Origin of the sequence: Marinobacter shunpengi (genome assembly GCF_045449715.1) — a bacterium.
Lineage (GTDB): Bacteria > Pseudomonadota > Gammaproteobacteria > Pseudomonadales > Oleiphilaceae > Marinobacter.
Map to the genome: position 1 here is coordinate 465,690 of NZ_JBJJLA010000015.1, position 16,984 is coordinate 482,673.

At 55.4% G+C, this 16,984-nt stretch carries 16 protein-coding genes; 7 read left to right on the forward strand and 9 right to left on the reverse strand.

The window, feature by feature from the left end; genetic code table 11:
* Positions 1 to 2: 2 nt before the first annotated feature.
* Together ACJO3T_RS10155 and ACJO3T_RS10160 are read right to left on the reverse strand one after the other, a co-directional pair.
* On the reverse strand, positions 3 to 1,385 hold the full coding sequence (locus ACJO3T_RS10155) for a lipopolysaccharide biosynthesis protein (RefSeq protein ID WP_406978421.1): 1,383 nt from the start codon (positions 1,383 to 1,385) through the stop codon (positions 3 to 5).
* A gap of 522 nt (positions 1,386 to 1,907) precedes the next feature.
* On the reverse strand, positions 1,908 to 2,690 hold the full coding sequence (locus tag ACJO3T_RS10160; RefSeq protein WP_406978422.1) for a Wzz/FepE/Etk N-terminal domain-containing protein: 783 nt from the start codon (positions 2,688 to 2,690) through the stop codon (positions 1,908 to 1,910).
* Between the two features lie 329 nt (positions 2,691 to 3,019).
* On the opposite strand from ACJO3T_RS10160, the gene rfaH reads away from it, so the two are divergent.
* The gene (gene rfaH, locus ACJO3T_RS10165; protein WP_406964221.1) at positions 3,020 to 3,493 is read left to right on the forward strand and encodes a transcription/translation regulatory transformer protein RfaH; all 474 of its coding nucleotides are present in this window, start codon (positions 3,020 to 3,022) and stop codon (positions 3,491 to 3,493) included.
* An 81-nt stretch (positions 3,494 to 3,574) separates the two neighbouring features.
* Here rfaH and ACJO3T_RS10170 read toward each other — a convergent pair whose 3' ends face one another.
* The 6 genes from ACJO3T_RS10170 to ACJO3T_RS10195 form a co-directional block, all read right to left on the reverse strand.
* Complete coding sequence (locus ACJO3T_RS10170; protein WP_406978423.1) at positions 3,575 to 4,933, reverse strand: fibronectin type III domain-containing protein; 1,359 nt, start codon at positions 4,931 to 4,933, stop codon at positions 3,575 to 3,577.
* A gap of 159 nt (positions 4,934 to 5,092) precedes the next feature.
* Positions 5,093 to 5,857, reverse strand: a complete 765-nt coding sequence (gene cysQ / locus ACJO3T_RS10175) for a 3'(2'),5'-bisphosphate nucleotidase CysQ (RefSeq protein ID WP_406964219.1) — start codon at positions 5,855 to 5,857, stop codon at positions 5,093 to 5,095.
* A 128-nt stretch (positions 5,858 to 5,985) separates the two neighbouring features.
* Positions 5,986 to 6,429 (reverse strand): pilin, encoded by a 444-nt coding sequence (locus ACJO3T_RS10180; protein WP_406964217.1) that lies wholly within the window; start codon positions 6,427 to 6,429, stop codon positions 5,986 to 5,988.
* 90 nt (positions 6,430 to 6,519) lie between these two features.
* Entirely contained in the window at positions 6,520 to 7,515 is a 996-nt protein-coding gene (locus ACJO3T_RS10185; protein WP_406964216.1) for an acyltransferase family protein, read from the reverse strand.
* 84 nt (positions 7,516 to 7,599) lie between these two features.
* Complete coding sequence (locus tag ACJO3T_RS10190; protein WP_406964215.1) at positions 7,600 to 8,799, reverse strand: serine hydrolase domain-containing protein; 1,200 nt, start codon at positions 8,797 to 8,799, stop codon at positions 7,600 to 7,602.
* 119 nt (positions 8,800 to 8,918) lie between these two features.
* Positions 8,919 to 9,416, reverse strand: coding sequence for a pilin (locus ACJO3T_RS10195; protein WP_406964214.1), 498 nt, complete (start codon positions 9,414 to 9,416; stop codon positions 8,919 to 8,921).
* 384 nt (positions 9,417 to 9,800) lie between these two features.
* Between ACJO3T_RS10195 and pilB the strand changes: the two genes are divergently transcribed.
* Genes pilB through ACJO3T_RS10210 form a run of 3 tightly spaced genes read left to right on the forward strand, consistent with a single transcriptional unit; the run spans position 9,801 to position 13,636 of the window.
* Complete coding sequence (gene pilB, locus ACJO3T_RS10200; protein ID WP_406978424.1) at positions 9,801 to 11,519, forward strand: type IV-A pilus assembly ATPase PilB; 1,719 nt, start codon at positions 9,801 to 9,803, stop codon at positions 11,517 to 11,519.
* 2 nt (positions 11,520 to 11,521) lie between these two features.
* Positions 11,522 to 12,748, forward strand: a complete 1,227-nt coding sequence (locus tag ACJO3T_RS10205) for a type II secretion system F family protein (protein ID WP_406964211.1) — start codon at positions 11,522 to 11,524, stop codon at positions 12,746 to 12,748.
* Entirely contained in the window at positions 12,749 to 13,636 is an 888-nt protein-coding gene (locus ACJO3T_RS10210; RefSeq protein ID WP_406978425.1) for a prepilin peptidase, read from the forward strand.
* A gap of 7 nt (positions 13,637 to 13,643) precedes the next feature.
* Here ACJO3T_RS10210 and ACJO3T_RS10215 read toward each other — a convergent pair whose 3' ends face one another.
* Positions 13,644 to 14,624 (reverse strand): D-2-hydroxyacid dehydrogenase, encoded by a 981-nt coding sequence (locus ACJO3T_RS10215; RefSeq protein WP_406978426.1) that lies wholly within the window; start codon positions 14,622 to 14,624, stop codon positions 13,644 to 13,646.
* Positions 14,625 to 14,862: 238 nt separating this feature from the next.
* Here ACJO3T_RS10215 and ACJO3T_RS10220 point away from each other — a divergent pair, with 238 nt between their 5' ends.
* The 3 genes from ACJO3T_RS10220 (at position 14,863) to ACJO3T_RS10230 (ending at position 16,980) form a co-directional block, all read left to right on the forward strand.
* The gene (locus ACJO3T_RS10220; RefSeq protein ID WP_406964208.1) at positions 14,863 to 16,086 is read left to right on the forward strand and encodes a pyridoxal phosphate-dependent aminotransferase; all 1,224 of its coding nucleotides are present in this window, start codon (positions 14,863 to 14,865) and stop codon (positions 16,084 to 16,086) included.
* Between the two features lie 61 nt (positions 16,087 to 16,147).
* Positions 16,148 to 16,333: a CPXCG motif-containing cysteine-rich protein gene (locus ACJO3T_RS10225; protein WP_406964206.1), complete on the forward strand. Its 186-nt coding sequence runs from the start codon at positions 16,148 to 16,150 to the stop codon at positions 16,331 to 16,333.
* An 89-nt stretch (positions 16,334 to 16,422) separates the two neighbouring features.
* On the forward strand, positions 16,423 to 16,980 hold the full coding sequence (locus tag ACJO3T_RS10230) for a YceB family lipoprotein (RefSeq protein WP_406978427.1): 558 nt from the start codon (positions 16,423 to 16,425) through the stop codon (positions 16,978 to 16,980).
* Positions 16,981 to 16,984 lie beyond the last annotated feature (4 nt).

The window sequence follows — 16,984 nt, forward strand, 5'->3', positions numbered from 1 at the left end:
AATTATCCTCTTCTATCTAATACAAACCGATCAATCATAATCTTTTTGGAAAGTATCTTCCTTACGAAAATCACTGCTATTAAATTCTGCGCAACTATCATCATCGATAGACCTATTGCTGCTCCCACGACTCCAACAAATAATGTTAAAAATGAAAAACATATTATTCCAATCGAACTAGTTGTTAATACGATGTTTCTCATTATTCTTTCATGCCCTGTCATGCTCAAAAGAAAATTTACATTACCTGTAATAACATTTACCGATTGAGCACCAACAAGGACTATTAACAGAATCTGAGCGTCTTTAAACTCTTCGCCAATCATGCCTAAAATGTAATCTGGGAACATTATGATCATCAATAATACGGGAAGAGCAAAAACAAATCCTATTACACAGCTCATCTTGGCCAAACTAATTAAGTTACCAAAGTCCCCTTTCCTGAAAAGCTCAGCGAATTTGGGAGGAAACACGGCATTGGTCACCACCAAGATAAAACTCAGAGTTAACGCAATTTGATGGGCAACCTTAAATAAACCAACTTCAGATTCAGACAAAAGATATGCGGCAATAATGAAAACCGCTGAATTTTGACAAAAGTTGGCCAAGCTTATCACAAAATATGAACTCGATGTTCTTAGATACGCGCCGACCCCAGACTTGGCTTCATCAGTAGTAGCTTTTTCAAACTTTTCAGTCCTCAGATAAAGCCCAACTTGGACCATCCCCACCATAAAAATCAGTAACACACTTAAAGCATACAACCACTCGATTTCGAGCAACAAGCCTAACTCAAGATTCGCAAGTGTAAAAATTATCATAACAATGGCAATGCCACCGTTTTCAAGAAACACCGCGGATACCGGCTTGCGCACCGCTTTAAGAAAGCCAGACAACACAAATGTCATTGTAAATAATGGCGCAAATAGTGCTAAATTTAGTGCAAGCTCAAGATCTGCAAAAACAAGTATTTTTTCGACCAATAGCTCGCCGAAGCTAAAAATAATTCCAGATAGAACCAGACTAAAGATGCACGCGGTGACAACTGACAAAAATAAATAGTAACTTATGTTTTTAGAGTTCTTGTTTCTACCAACATAGTATATTAAAGAGTTATTAACACCAAAACGAGTTAAAACCGAAAAACCAAGATACAAGCTTTGAACCGTTGCAAAAAAACCAACGGCATCCAACCCATATCGACGCCCCAACAATACGACTAGTATTACCGATGAAAATGCCGTAATCGCCCGACATATAAACGTCGAAACCACATCTCTTGTTAATTTTTTATCTTTCCTAAGAATCGATGCTACACCTGAACGTACTACGCTCCAATACCTTTGTATAATTAGACGAATCTTAAAACTTCCTAATATTTGCACTATGGTTTCATTTATACGCAAAGTTCAAATCAGCGCGTTTCCTATTGGGATTTACAGAATATTACATGATCTGAGTATCAGCGTTGACTATTTTCGGTCGCATTCGCGACGATACTAATCCATATTTTTCTAGTCATTAGCTCGCTCTAATTCTTGCCAAATATCCTTTAGTCTTTGCTTTATTCTCACTCTGCCCCCCCCCTGCTGATCTGCATAGGCAATATCATTGACAGTAGCCCCTGTATTGGCGTGGGATTCATGTTATTAACAGTTCAACGCCAAATAGTCATTTCGAAAGTCGTAGTAATGTATATCTAACTCTAGAGCATCTTCAGCTTGGTCATCCGAAAACAAATACACTATGCTCCTCCGCTACCCTTATAGCTGGTAATGATACTTTGATCTTGCACATGGCACTGCGAGCCAAATCAAGTGGTGGAAGTTTTCTGTGACGCCAGTTCAGGCGCTATGATGTTTTTATTGGATTTTGGGTTGGTCCATCCTCTTTCTGATGCAGTTCGTTCACGTGTTCTCGTCAGCCATGACCTTCCGCACCTGGCTGATAAACTCCGCCATGAAAGCAGCGAAGATGCCCACCATGCCCCCCAGGGCAATAGCCAAAGAAAGGATAAGCGCCTTGGATGTACCCTTGTTATCCAGGCCCTCACGGGCTACCACTAACGTTTCAGAAGGTTCGAGCTTGTCAATCCTGGTGGTCATCGACTCGATTTCCGACAACATGCTGGCACGTTGTTGAATCAACTGTGCCTGAGCCTCGCCGGTGGCTTCCATTCCCGACAGCTCCTCAAGATATTCGCGCAATGAGCTAACCCTTTGCTCAAGCTCCTGCTTTTGCCGGTTGAGCAGGTCGGACTGGCGCTCAGTAATGCTGTCGACCAGCATCTGATGATGGGATTTAACCTCGCTTTCCTGTTCTGGGGAGGCTTCCGAAGACAGTTTTATCAGGGTTGTATTCTCGGGGTTAACGGCCTTGATCTCGAAGGGCAGCTTTTCGTCGTGCTTTGCCCGGTATTCGCCCAACAGTTCCGGGTACCAGTGGCTTTCGATACTGGCGATGACTGATTCGGGAGCTTCCAGAGCCTTGCCATTATCCTCACCCAGTTGCACCAGCGTTGAGTACTCCCGCACCTCAGTTGCCAGGAAAAATACATAAAGCAAGGCCAACAGAACCACGCCGCCAAACACCGCATAGAACACCCTCCGGCGACGGATAAAGGTGGTGGCCAGGTCAACCAGGCTGATTTCGTCGTCGTATCGCTGGGGGTATTGGTCTGTCTGATTCATCCGTCTTCCTGAATTGGCTTGTACCCACGCTACCGCCCCACCGACCCGTTCACAGTGCGTTCTGGCAATAGCATTGATTGTTATTTCACCCCCGGCTACGGGGCCCGAAAAATGTGATGCAATTCTACGTCACGGAACAGAAACAACAAGAGCACCTTGGTCGAAACCCGGAGTTTTGACGTGTCTTTTGGTTAAGCCCTGTCAAAGGTTCCGCTTTGCATTTATTTTTCCGGCCATGCCGGGTACCCTTGCGCCCCCTCGACAAGCCGACGGCTTCACTGATTGAGTCGCACCGTTTACCCTGACGTTTTAAGCACAAGGAAGGTTCCATGCCCTGGTATGCCATCCAACACAAACCCGCCCAGGGGGACCGGGCGCTGGAGAACCTGCAGAATCAGGATGCCCGGTGCTTCCACCCCAAGGTTACCGTGGAACGCATCCGTGCCGGCAAGCGCACTACCCGGCTGGAGCCCCTGTTCCCCGGATACCTGTTTATCAATATAGATGAGTCGGACCCGTTGTGGGGCAAGCTGCGCTCGACCCGCGGTGTACTGCGGGTGGTGGGCTTTGGTGGCAGGCCCATACCGGTGCCGGATGAGGTGATCGAGTATATCCACGATGGCCTGACAGCGGTTGAGGAACAAGGCGGCCTGAAGAAGGGAGAGAAGGTTCAGATCCAGGACGGGCCCTTCCGGGGCGTGGAGGGGATCTTCCAGGCCTATGATGGCGAGGAGCGGGCCATTGTGTTGATTTCGTTTATGCAGAAGCAGCAGGAGGTCAGAGTTCGGCTTGGGGATTTGTGAAACAAGGACTTCACCCGTTGGATGAATCTCCGCTTCGCCCGAGACAATTTCATGCAACGGCGACTGCTTCAGTTTCCGGGTTTACCGGACCACTGTCTTGCTGGCAACTTCTGACCAGGCACTCTCCAACCCATTCTGGTCAACGGTGCGCATGGCGAAGTACCAAGTGCCTTGTTGCAGATCGGTGACCTCATATTCCATCGCCTGACCGTCTTCCACGATGACTTCGTTGGTCATCTGGTCCACGTCGGGCTGGGTACCATAGCGGACGATGTACCGGTCGATTTCGCCCATGGACAGGGCGTTGCCGTTTTCACGGGTCAGTGGCGCCTGCCAGGAGAGTCTGGCCACGGCGGTTTCCGGTGCAGGTTCTGGCGTGGGCTCCGGCGCGGGCTGCTGGACCAGGTCCTGCTCGGATTCCGGTGCGGTTTCGGGCTCGCCTTCGGTTGTTGCATCTTCGTCGCCGGATGCCGGATGATCGTCCGGTTGTGTGCCTGCGTTAACCGGATCGTCCATGGTTCCGACCAGGCGTTCCGCCGCTGACAACAGAGTATCGGTATTGGTTTCGCCGTCTGCCAGGGTGTAGGCGTGAATTGCCGCACGCGCCCTGATGCGGTCGCTGCCTGGTTGTCCGTCTGCGTCATCAGGGGCAATCTCGCCGGTGCTCATAAGCTGGTGTCGAAAAGCATCGATCACCCCCTGCACCCCTTCGACCGGAAATTCCTCAGCCAGCCCCAGGAAGGCGGAGTTAACCAGCGCGGCTTCCAGATCGGTTACGGCAAGGTCAGCGGGCAGCTCTCGGGTGATGTCCACGGGGGTGACCGCCACAGCGCCTGCCTGCAGGCCGAACCAGGCCTCTACCCGGCGTTGCGCCTGCTCGACTCCCTGCCATCCATTGCCGGCACCGGTTACCTCGAACAGGGTGGTGCTAAGGGTAGTGAGGGGTGTCAGGTGCCCACTGGTGGGACCTTCACTGTCATCAATGGCGACGATGGTTTCCAGTTGAAGGTTAGGGCCGGGCCAGAAGTCTTCACCGAAGGCGGCCGCGCCTGAGCCGCCATACCCCTGGCAGCCGTCGACAGCATCACAGCGCATGCGGGTGTTGCCGTCGCTGGTCAGTTCAAGCTTGATAAGATCTTGGCCAGCCGGGACGGCCAGGTCATAATACCCGCGTTCATCGCTGCGAACCGGCTCCCCTACCCGGACGAAGGCGCCTTCGGAATCCAGTACCCAGGCAGTGACAATACCCTCCGAAATAACGCCCTTGACGGCGTAGCCGGATATCGTCACGGAGCGGTCTTCCTCCGGCTCCGGGGTGTTGGATGAAGCCGAGGTGCCCGAGGAAGAACTCCCGGCACCACTACCACCGCCTCCACAGGCACCCAGCAACAGTGAAAGGGTGGCGATCAGTAAAGCGGCAGTGAGTCGGGCGACAACCATGGGGCACCTCCGGAGAAACGTCGAGGTGTTATCCTAGGGCCCTTGGCCGTTTGATACTGTTACCCGGTTGCCGTTTGCGAGCGCTGTTTTCGTCGGTTTTTTGGCATTGTAACGCACTGTAATAGTGGGAAATTTCTGGTTACAAAGCCCCCTATGGAATCAGTACCAGGCACCGGAGGCTACGAAGTATGGATTCAGCACGTCTTCCTTGCCATAGAGCAACGGCGTCCCATCCAGCTTGTTGACCTTTCCACCGGCGGCGGCCAGCACCGCATGGGCCGCCCCGGTATCCCATTCGCAGGTTGGCCCAAGGCGCGGATAGATATCGGCCTTGCCCTCGGCGATACGGCAGAACTTCAGGCTGCTGCCGGCCTGGACCAGTTCATGCTTACCCAACTGCTCAATGAAGTCACGGGTTTCCTGGTTCAGGTGGTTCTTGCTGGCGACGGTACGCACCGCTTCCGGTGGCTCCACCACCTGCAGTTTACGGGTACTGCCATCCGCCTCTCGTTTCCAGGCGCCCTGCCCCTTGATGCCCCAGTAGGCTTCATTCAGGGCCGGGGCGGTGACCACGCCCATCACCGGCTCGCCATCCTCGATCAACGCAATGTTGACGGTGAACTCCCCGGTACGATTGGTGAAATCCTTGGTGCCGTCAATCGGATCCACCAGCCAGAAACGGGTCCAGTGCTTGCGCTCGTCCCAGGGGGCGTTGGCGGATTCTTCCGAGAGGATGGGGATATCCGGGGTCAGCGCCTTCAGGCCATCCACGATAACGTGATGGCTGGCGATGTCGGCGGCGGTGATGGGGCTGTCGTCTTCCTTGGTGTTCACCTCGAAATCGGTCTGGTAGATTGCCATGACCTTTTCGCTGGCGGTGTCGGCGATTTGGAGGAGGTTGTCCAGTAGTGAGGCGTCGTTCATCGGGATTCCTGATTGCGAGTGGGTCTATCTGATAGGCTTGCAGCAAGGACTATAAAGGTTACTGCCGAAGTCTATCAGCTTCGGAAAATACACTCACTCGACAATCGAGCTTCCTCGATACCATGAGATCAAAGTGTGCAGCCTGAAGGCAGGTACATGTCGCTCCAGCCGGATGGGTTGGCTGAATTATCGATGACGCATGTCCACTGACCGGATGTTGTTCTCTGGAACTGGATAACCACACCTGTCACATTGGGGTGGGCATTGCCCCCCAGGGTCACCTGCAGGTGACCAGAACCGTCAGGGTTAAACGTTGCGATATCGGTAGCCAGGTCGCCGGTTGTGACATTGGAAGGGGTATATTCAATCGCCGCGTTTGTAACCGGTTCATTGGATCCCAGGGCTTCTTCAATGGATGCCCGGTAGTGACTGAGCTCACCAACGGCCCGTGATACGTGCGTTTTAGCAACATATCCCTGATACAAGGGAATAGACACGGCCGCCAAAATACCAATGATGGCGACGACAATCATTAACTCAATCAGCGTAAAGCCGTTACTACCCCGGCGCATGTGGCACTCCCTTTATTGCCTTGGATTTTTATTTACAGTGCCTGCTGTGCAAACCAGGGGCCAATCATGCATTTGTGCTATTGGACGTACTCAACCAGCACTTGATTCCAGGCGCCTTTTTCGTATTGGCCTGTGGAATCTCAGTTCCACCAGGTAATAGCTAAGGGAAGCAAACAGAAGTGCCAAGGACAGGCCGTATAGGAAAACCTGCTGCCATGGCAGATCTTCCGTCCGCATATACAGCATGATGGGAAAATGCCAGAGGTAGACCCCGTAGGACACTTGACCCAACCAGCCCAGAGCCGGGTGGCCAAGCCAGGCAGGGCGGCCCAGTATCAGTAGGGCGGCCCCCAGTTCAGCCAGTGTAAACCCGTAACGTACCGTTGGCTCCCAGTGGGTGCTGAAAAACGTAAAGCAGAAAGCAAGAACCAGTATGCCGGGAACCGTCAGATAGCCGAGTCGCTTTGGAGGCAGCAATGCCAGGATGGCACCCAGGATCAGACCGGTGGCGTGCATATCCGTGCGCGGGTACACATCCCAGACGGCGTCCAACCCCATGGCCCCGATACCCCGCCATAGGGTCATTGAGACATAGAGCACGCAAAGAATGACAATCCCATGGACGCGATTCCGCCTCAGCACCAGAAACATCAGCAACGGCCATAGCAGGTAGAACTGCATCTCAATGGCCAGACTCCACACATGGCCCAGCACTGCCACCTGCTCCCCCCAGGACCGTAACCAATTGACGGAATATGTAATGGTCAGTAACGCGTCCCGGTAGTGCTTTTCCAGTGGAACCGCATCGCCCCACATCAGCGGTGCCATGCCCAGATAAGCCACAAGCATGACCGCAAGAGCAGGCATCAGGCGCGACAATCTGCGCCGCATGAAGCTGCCCCAGCCGATACGCCCGCTCCGCGCATAGCGGTTGCATAACAGCTGAGTCACCAGAAAACCCGATAGCACGAAGAAAATATCCACGGCGAAGAAACCACCGGTCATGCCCGGAACCTTCGAATGGAAAAGCACGATCAGGAGGGCAGACAGCGCCCGGATGCCGTCCAGTTCAGGGATATATTTCATCCCCACAACATCATTACAGGCGACTTGATCCGGGCAGTCGGGAGCAGAGATTGACCTTACCGTTATAGACACTTCCTTCTCCCGTCATCTGGAACCGTGGCCGACCATGGACTGATAGAGCTGGTCATAGAATACTTCCGTGCGGCCTGCCCCGGGTTTCGAACCGGCTCCCACCCACACGAGAACGGCCCCCTGGTCGTCCACCATGACTACCGAGGTATTGCCTGGAAACTTGCCGCCATGCAAATGTACATGCCCTGCTTCAGGCCCTGGCTGGTATCGGTAAAGACCGTACCCATAGCACGACCGGTACTCGGCAGGGTTGCAGATCGCATTGCTATCGCTAGCATCCGTAATGGACAAGTCTTCGGACTGAATCTGACGACGAACCAGCCGCGCCAGGTCGGAGGCGCTACCGGAGAGCCCGGCAGAAGAGGCTATCGCCTGGAAGTCGAAGTACTTGTAATACGTCTCGTCGTAAAAATTCTCATGGCGGGTGTCGTAGACCACCTCATCCGGTCGATAGGGGCCATCCACAAACCTCAACGTGCTTTGATTGAAGCCGAACCGTTCGCCAACATGCTCACGGTAGGATTGCCCTGACACCTTCTCAATCACCACCCCTAACAGACAATAGCCCAGGTTGGAATAGGAGTAGTGCTTCCCCGGAGGATATTGCAATGTCGTTCCGGCCAGTTCCTGATATTGCTCCGGGCACCAAGGCTTCACGCCACGAAGGAACATGGCATCCTGGGTTGCCTCTCGGTCCCAGCCGCCCCGGTGGGACAGAAGGTGTTCGATCGTGATGTCGGCGACCCTGGGGTCCTTCAACTCAACCTCCAGACCAATCACGTCCACCAGGCGATCGTTCAGTGACAGCTTCCCCTGGTTAACAAGATCCACCACCGTCGCCGCCGTCACGGTTTTGGTCACGCTGGCGAACCGGAAACGCGTATCGGCCTGAAGCGGCTGATCGCCCCATACACCATCCTTCCAGCCGGTTTCACAATGATACAGGCTGCCATCCGTTTCGATGTAAGCCAACTGGCTGGCGGGGGCACCCTGTTGCCGGGTTGCGTACCGCTGCAGATCGTTCATCCAGTGGGGAGCGTCATCACTGCAATGGGTGTTCCAGGCGATTATGGGTGCCTCTATTTGGTATAGGATCCGGGAAGGGCCTAACGGATTGGTGATGACAAAATGCGCTGCCCCAGCGACCATACCAACCAGTACCAAAACAACTAGACCGTCGCGGATTCTCGAAAGAAGTCTGGTGGAGCTCACAAATACCTTCTCCCAAATAGAAAGAACCCCGGTTCCAAAGGTTCCGGGGTTCTTCAGTCATCAGCAATAATGGATCTATTACCCACCAAGCTAACAACGATGCTTCAGGGTAAACCTAATTAGGCTTCACCACCTTCAGCTACTTCACAGCCAGCAGGAGCATACTTCTGCTCAACGGTGGTCTCACAAGACCAGGAACCAGGTGCATTTTCTTCATCATCGTTACCAGCACGAGTCCAAGTCAGCGTGTCTTCCTGGATAGCAGATGAAGCGTTAGCACCGAAAGTGGCTTCAATTTCAGCGGTGCCATCAGAATTGTCATAAGTAACAGACAGACCTTCCTGATCGTTCACATCTACGCCGCCGTCACCCAGCAGGTTGCTTTCAGACCAGCCCAGTTCACAATCCGCTTCGTCAACGCCATTCATCATGCAGTTCTCAATGGCAGTACGGATGGCACCGGTCTCACCCATTACACGGCTAACCTGGGAGCTACCGATGTAGTTCTGGTACTGGGGAATGGCCACAGCGGCCAGGATGCCGATGATCGCCACAACGATCATCAGTTCGATCAGGGTGAAACCCTTTTGACCATGATTCATTTGAACGTTTTTCATATGTAAAGCCTCTGAGTTTTACGTTTTCCTTACAATGGCCCCGGGGCCGGCGGAGCTTTGCCCCCGAACCGGTGTGAGCCTGCCTGAAGGAGAGCATGTGCCGTGCCAACACAGACACAAAACACTAAAATTCATATTTTTCATAGGCCTGCAAAGAAAACTTCTTGTCCAAGCTTATATGATTGCCGATGACACGATATGCCCTACTCCGTCGATGAGTGACGTGTTGCGTCATACTGAGAAGAGCCTCACACGCCTGAGTGACACAAATGGTCATCCAGTGGCCTTTCCAATCATACTTGAGCCATCTAAACTCTCTGTCATCTGATGACTACAGGCAGTTGACTGATCTGTCAGTGCCTTACCGACAAAAGCTCAGGATCTATGGCAACCGACAAGAGTAACGTAACGCTCACTGGCCTCGCCCGGCGATTCGTGGAGGACGGCCTCCTGGAAGAAGCTGTCGCCAAAGATGCCTACCTACAGGCAGCCAATAACCGCATCCCTCTGATCACTTACCTGGTGCAGAACCAACTGGCGGATAGCCGCAAGCTGGCCTTTGCCGCTGCGATGGAGTTTGGCGTCAGCGTTCTGGACCTGAGCAGCTTTTTACCGGAAATGCTGCCGGAAAAGCTGGTGGACGAAAAACTGGTTCGCAAGCATAGCGCCCTACCGCTCTACAAGAGGGGAAACCGCCTCTTTATCGCAGTTTCGGACCCCACCAATATACAGGCCCTGGATGAGATCAAGTTCAACACAGGGCTCAGTACCGATGCCATCCTGGTAGACGACGCAGCGCTGAGAGCGGCTATAGACAAGTACCTGGAGTCCCAGGACGACTCTATGGGCGACCTGGAAGATGCCGACCTGGAGGGCGTAGAAACCGAGGGCGGAGATCACGACGAGGATGACGGAGCAGTTTCCACCACCGATGTCGATGACGCCCCAATCGTAAAGTATGTCAACAAGGTTCTGCTTGATGCTATCCGGGGCGGTGCTTCCGACATCCACTTCGAGCCCTATGAAAAGGCCTACCGAGTGAGGTATCGGACCGACGGCATGCTCAAGGAGATCTCAAAGCCCTCCATCAAACTCGCCCCGAAGATCTCTGCCCGCGTAAAGATCATGGCCCAGTTGGATATCTCCGAACGACGTGTTCCTCAAGATGGCCGGATCAAGATGAAGCTTTCCAAAACCAAGGCCATCGATTTCCGGGTTAACACCCTGCCTACGCTTTGGGGTGAAAAGATCGTATTACGGATACTCGATCCCAGTCAGGCACAGATGGGGATCGATGTTCTGGGGTATGAAGAGGATCAGAAAGAGCTCTACATGGAGGCCCTGAAGCAGCCTCAGGGCATGATACTGGTAACTGGCCCGACCGGCTCGGGTAAGACCGTTTCGCTTTATACGGGCCTTAATATCCTTAACACACCGGAGATCAACATCTCCACGGCCGAAGACCCGGCGGAAATCAACCTGGAGGGCATCAACCAGGTCAATGTCAACAACAAGGTCGGGCTTGGCTTTGCGGAAGCATTACGTGCGTTCCTGCGGCAGGATCCGGACGTGATCATGGTGGGCGAGATCCGGGATCTTGAGACCGCCAACATCGCCATCAAGGCCGCACAGACCGGTCACCTGGTACTCTCCACCCTGCATACCAATAGCGCGGCGGAAACCCTCACCCGGATGATGAACATGGGCGTTCCCTCGTTCAATATCGCCACTTCAGTCAGCCTGATCATTGCCCAGCGACTGGGCCGACGCCTCTGTAGCAGTTGCAAACAACCACTGGACGTGCCGAAGGAAACCCTTTTGAAGGAAGGGTTCACAGAAGAACAAATCGAAACTGGCTTTACGTTGTACACACCCAAGGGCTGTGATAAATGCAATGGAGGTTATAAGGGCCGCGTAGGGATCTATGAGGTCGTGAAAATTACTGACCCTCTGGCAAACATGATCATGGAGGAGGCCAGCTCACTGGCTATTGCCCGCGAGGCACAGAAAGAGGGTTTCCGCAACCTGCGTCAAGCGGCCCTTCGCAAGGTGATCGAAGGCGTGACCAGTCTTGAGGAAGCCAACCGCGTAACGAAGGATTAAGCATGGCACAGGCACAAAAGGCAGAAAAACTTCAGGCGTACGTCTGGGAAGGTAAAGACCGCAAGGGCAACAAGACCAAGGGCGAGGTTTCCGGTACTAACCTGGCATTGGTGAAGGCGCAGCTACGCAAGCAGGGCATCATGCCCAGTAAAGTCAAGCGCAAGCCCAAACCACTGTTTGGTGGCAGCAAGAAAGTCACGGCATTCGATGTCGCAATGTTTACCCGACAGCTCGCGACAATGATGAAGGCAGGCGTACCACTGGTACAAAGCTTCGACATTGTTGCGGATGGCCTGGACCATAAGGGGTTGCAGGACCTGGTGGTGGCTATTCGCAATGATGTTGCCTCAGGCACCAGTTTTGCCGGGGCCCTGCGCCGCCACCCAAAGCATTTTGATGACCTTTATTGCAACCTGGTGGACTCCGGTGAAAAAGCAGGTGCGCTGGAGCAGATGCTGGACCGGATTGCCACATACCTTGAGAAGACGGAACTTCTCAAGAAAAAAGTAAAAAAAGCGATGACATACCCTATTGCGGTTATTGTGGTCGCAATTATTGTAACGGCGATCTTGCTGGTAAAGGTTGTTCCTCAGTTCGAGTCCCTGTTCCAGGGATTCGGCGCCGACCTGCCTGTCTTTACACAAATGGTTATCAACCTGTCGGAGTGGATGCAGACATGGTGGTTTGTGGTGCTGCTGGGGATTGTGGCGTTTATCGTAGGTTTTGGTCAGGCCAAACGACGATCCCGTAAGTTTTCCGACTTGGTAGATAAGTACGTTCTGAAACTACCCGTGGTGGGAGAGATCATTGATAAGTCCGCCGTCGCCAAGTTTGGCCGCGTACTCTCAACGACGTTTGCCTCTGGTGTCCCGCTGGTTGATGCGTTGGATTCTGTTGCCGGAGCCACGGGCAACGCCGTATATCGAGATGCCATCATGCGCATCAAAAACGAGGTATCATCGGGCGTCCAGCTCCAGGCCGCCATGCGCCAGACCGACGTATTCCCCGTGATGGCAGTCCAGTTAACTGCGATCGGTGAAGAATCCGGTAACCTTGACGAAATGCTGGCCAAGGTGGCCGACCACTATGAATCCGTGGTCGATGACATGGTGGATAACCTGACCGCACTGATGGAACCGATGATCATGTCGGTCCTCGGCGTTCTGGTAGGCGGCCTGATCGTAGCCATGTACCTGCCGATCTTCCAGATGGGCCAGGTCGTCGGCTAAATGATCCTACAGCAGTTTCTCGATACCCTACTCAGCAACCAGTGGCTTCTGTCACTGGTTGTTCTTTTTGTCTCCCTCTGCATCGGCAGCTTCCTCAACGTCGTCATCCTCCGTCTGCCGAAGATGATGCACCAGGATTGGCGCTGCCAGTGTGAGGAGTTTCTGTCGGTCCCGGAAGGCGACCGTAAGCCCGAGGAGGCCATCACCCTCTCCCGCCCGGCGTCCACCTGCCCTTCCTGCGGGCACCGGATACGGCCCTGGGAGAATATTCCGGTGGTCAGCTACCTGTTCCTGAGGGGCAAGTGCAGCAACTGTAGTGCCGGCATTTCGGTTCGCTACCCGCTGATCGAGGCCGTTACGGCCATTTTCTCTCTGCTGACGGTATGGCTGCTGGGACCTTCCGTGGGCACGCTATGGGCGCTGGTGCTGGTCTGGGCGCTGATTGCCCTGACCATGATCGACTTTGACACCCAACTGCTGCCGGACAACATCACCCTGCCCCTGATGTGGCTGGGGCTGGTGCTGAACTATTTTGGTTACCTGACGGACTTCACCAGTGCCTTCTGGGGCGCTGTGGCTGGCTACCTGTCGCTGTGGTCCGTGTACTGGCTGTTCAAGCTGGTGACCGGCAAGGAAGGCATGGGCCATGGCGATTTCAAGTTGCTGGCCGCCATTGGGGCCTGGCTCGGGTGGCAACTGCTGCCGGCGGTGATCCTGCTGTCCTCCCTGGTGGGGGCCATGGTCGGTATCAGCCTGATGGTGTTCCATCGTCATGGTCGGGACGTGCCCATTCCCTTTGGGCCTTACCTGGCGGCGGCTGGTTTGCTGGCGTTGTGGTTTGGGGATGAGATTCTGGCTGGGTGGTATGTTTGGTTGGGAGTGGCCTGAGGGGAGTTTAACTCCCCGCGTACCCCAACTTCTTGTCCACGTTATTGAACAACTCCCCTCCCTGATGCCAGCGATCAAAGTTCTCCAGGAACTGGTCCGTCAGGGCGCGGCGCCAGCCGATGAAGTCGCCTGACATATGGGGTGTGAGGATGACGTTGCCCATTTCCCAGAGGGGATGGCCTTCCGGCAGGGGCTCCTCCTCGAACACGTCCAGGGCAGCGCCGGCGATATCCCCCTTGTTGAGGGCGTCGATCAGGTCTTTGGTGTTGACGATAGGCCCGCGGCCGATGTTGATCAGTCGGGCGCTGCTCTTCATGGCCTTGAAGGCTTTCTGGTCGAACAGGCCCTCCGTCTGCGGCGTCAGGGGCGCGGCGATCACCACGAAATCCGCCACTGCCAGCTGGTCGAAGAGTTGTTCGTTGGCGTGCACCGCGATGAAATCCTCGTCGTCGCCCCGGGCCCGGCGGGCAATGCCGTGGGGGTTCATGCCGATGCCCCGGGCCAGGCGTGCGATCTGACGGCCGATGGAACCGGCCCCCACCACCAGCACCTCACTCCCCTCTGCCCGCTCGGTATCCCGGTGCTTCCACTTGTGGCCGGCCTGTAGCCGCATGGATCGGGGAAAGTCCTTGGCGAACATCAGCATGGTGCACAGGACATACTCGGCGATACTGCGGTCGAAGATGCCACGGGCATTGGTGACGGTCACGTCGCTGTCGATCAGCGCCGGGAACATCAGTGCATCCACCCCCGCGCTGGTGGCGTGGATCCACTCCAGCTTATCGGCACAGGGCCATGCGGCCTCCAGGGCTTCCGTGCGGAAGTCCGTCACCATCATCACCTGGCTGCCCGGCAGGGCCTCCCGCAATGTCGCCTCATCCCACGCGAAGCGAACCTCGCCCCGGGCCTTCACGGCGTCGATGCCCGGGGGGGCGTCTTCACCCGGGGCGGTGAGTACGGTGATGATCGGCTTCTGCTTTTGGCTCATGGGTGTCGGATCCTCCTGACGACGGGGTATAACCTGAAATGAGTTTGGCCGCTGGACCATGCGGGGTCAAACCTGTCTGAGGGATCGTCAGACAATGATCAGAAAAAGGTCTGATGCCTCTTGTACCCGGATTGTGTCGTGGACTACTCTGCCAGAAGAAAGAAAGGCGCTACAGATTCGCTGGCGGGCCCGGCCCAGGGCCTTGCCGCAATACAACCCATGGCAGTGAGAGGTGCTTATGGCAGAGGCTGCAAGAGATACCGGGCAAACCCAGCCGCGCAAGGTGAAGTATCGCAAGGCGAAAGCGTCCTGGAACCCCGCCATGCAGGCGATTCCGGTGCCTGGTATCCGTCGGATGGTGAATATGGCGGCCACCATGAAGGACGTCATCCACCTGTCCATCGGGCAGCCGGACCTGCCAACCCCCAAGCACGTGATCGATGCCTACGTGGATGCCCTCAACGCGGGCCAGACCGGCTACACCATGGACGCCGGCCTGCCGGAACTGCTGGTAGCCCTGCGGGACTATTACGGCAAGCGCTACGGTCGCAAGCTGACCCGGGACAATATCCTGATCACCAGCGGTGCCACTGAGGCCATGTACCTGGCCATCACCTCCACGGCCCAGCCGGGGCGGCAGTTCATTATCACCGACCCCACCTTCCTGCTGTACGCGCCGCTGATCCGCATGAACGGCGGCGAGGTGAAGTACATTCCTACCCGGGCGGAGAATGACCACCAGCTCGACCCGGACGAGGTGATCCGGGCCATGGGGTCCCGCACCTTCGCCCTGGTCCTGAACTCCCCCAACAACCCCACCGGGGCGGTCTACCCGCGCTCCACCATCGAGACTATCGTGGAGGAATGCGCCTATCGGGGGATCCAGATCTTTTCCGATGAGGTCTACGACCACCTGATCTTCGACGACGATGATTACGCCAGCGTCCTCAACTGCGCAGTAGACCTGGACAACATCATGTGCATCAGCAGCTTCTCCAAGACCTACAGCATGGCGGGGCTGCGGGTAGGCTGGGTGATATCCAGCCAGGCCACTATCAAGAGCCTGCGCCGGTATCACATGTTCACCACATCGGTGGCCAACACGCCGGCCCAGTTTGCCGGGGTTGCGGCCCTGACCGGTGACCAGCAATGCATCCGGGATATGGTGGGCATCTACCGGGAGCGCCGTGACAAGATCGTCGAGCTGATCGACCAGACACCACACCTGACCGGCTACAAGCCCGGCGGGGCCTTCTTCGCCTTCCCCAACCTGCCCCCCCACGTGGACGGGTCGGACCTGGCCCTGCGGATGCTCAAGGAAACCGGCGTGTGTACGGTGCCCGGCGATGCCTTCGGCGAACACACCCAGAATGCCCTGCGTCTGAGCTTCTCCACCACCTGTGAGAAGCTGGAGGAGGCCTTCGACCGCATTATCCCATGGATGGCCAAACAGCAGTTCTGATACATCACTGACAGCGCCGTGGGCTGACACACAGCAGCCCACGGCAGGGTGACCGAGCATTATGCTGGAACCTGCCGCCCTGCAATGTCCCTATTGCTGGGAACAGTTGGAAGTCTTCGTGGACCCGAGTGTCCGGGACCAGGAATACGTGGAGGACTGCCAGGTCTGCTGCCAGCCGATCCTGATCCACGCATGGTTCGATGAAGGCGAAGAGCTGCACCTCACCGCGACCCCGGAGAATGACTAAGGTGTAACGCTTTTGGCGGCATCTCCGCTTGCCTCCGGAACCCGCCTCGGAGACCCTATGAACACCTATCACTGTCCACAGGAAATGTCATGACTGTTCGTGCTGTACTGGCCCTGATTCTCACCAGTGTACTGATCACTGGCTGCGCCGGCTTCTCCCCCCTGACCATCAGCGAATCCACCCTGGAGCGACACCTGCAGGATGCCGTAAGCAATTATGACCGGCAGCAACTCCAGGCCGGCTCGCCCCTGAGCCTGTCACTGGACAACGCGGACATCACTCTGGGGCCCGATGGTCGCGATGTGGCGGTGATCGACCTGTCCGGCCAGGTGGCCCTGAACGCCCTGATGGCGAAGATACCCGCGGATATCGCCCTCAAGGTGGAAGGTTCGCCGGTGTACGACAGCGAGGAACAGGCCATCTACATCCGCCGTCTGAAGCTACTGGAAAGCAGCGTGGATACGCCCTACTTCAGCAGCGGCGAACTGGCCCCGGTCACCGAGAACGTTATGCGGGTGGTGGCCCAACTGCTGGAGACCGTGCCCGTGTACCGGCTGGATGACACCAGCCTTGGCGCCCGGGTGATGGGGATGACGGATATGGACCTTCGCGTGGCGCCGGGCAGGCTGGAATTCGTGAAGCGCTGATAGC